Annotated in this window: 1 protein-coding gene; it reads right to left on the bottom strand. The window is 43.0% G+C overall.

What is annotated here, in order from left to right; genetic code table 11:
- The coding region (locus Q4489_RS18245) for an AMP-binding protein (protein WP_303483393.1) at positions 1 to 603 on the bottom strand (603 nt) is incomplete at both ends.

Genomic DNA, 603 nt, shown 5'->3' with positions numbered 1-603 from the left:
CCAGCACCGCCGACATATAGCTCACCTGTAACGCCAATGGGGACTTGCTGTTGATTGGCATCTAGCACGTATGCACTACTATTATCAATCGGCTTACCAATATTAGTGTTTCTAGACGCAAGGTCTACTTGACCTGAAGTCGCAACAACTGTGCTTTCTGTTGGCCCGTAGTTGTTTATTAAAGAAAACGAGAGGTTTTTAAATTTAAGGTTAGGTAACGCATCTCCTCCGACTAAAAGAAATCGTAATCGACTCGAAGGCACACCTTTGCTATTTAGAAATTGCAGCGCTAATGGTGTTACGAGAAAACAGTGTGTAACACCTTTAACGTTAAGATAGTTTGGCAACTCATCAATATCCAACAATCTTGCGCTGTTGAGTTGAACAATGCATCCGCCAGATAACAGATAAGGCCATATTTCCCACACAGAGGCATCAAATGCAATATTCGCTGTTTGTGTACCTATAGAGCTACTATCAACACTGAAAGCTTTCGTGTGCCAACTGCATAATGCTGTGACACTCTGATGTTCAACCATGACACCTTTAGGTGTACCGGTAGAGCCTGAGGTATAGATTACGTATGCTAGCTGCTCAGCTCTG

It is taken from the genome of Thalassotalea sp. 1_MG-2023 (assembly GCF_030546745.1).
In the GTDB taxonomy this organism is placed as follows: domain Bacteria; phylum Pseudomonadota; class Gammaproteobacteria; order Enterobacterales; family Alteromonadaceae; genus Thalassotalea_C.
The sequence above is the reverse complement of the archived record's forward strand: the minus strand, read 5'-3'. Positions and strand labels throughout refer to the sequence as shown.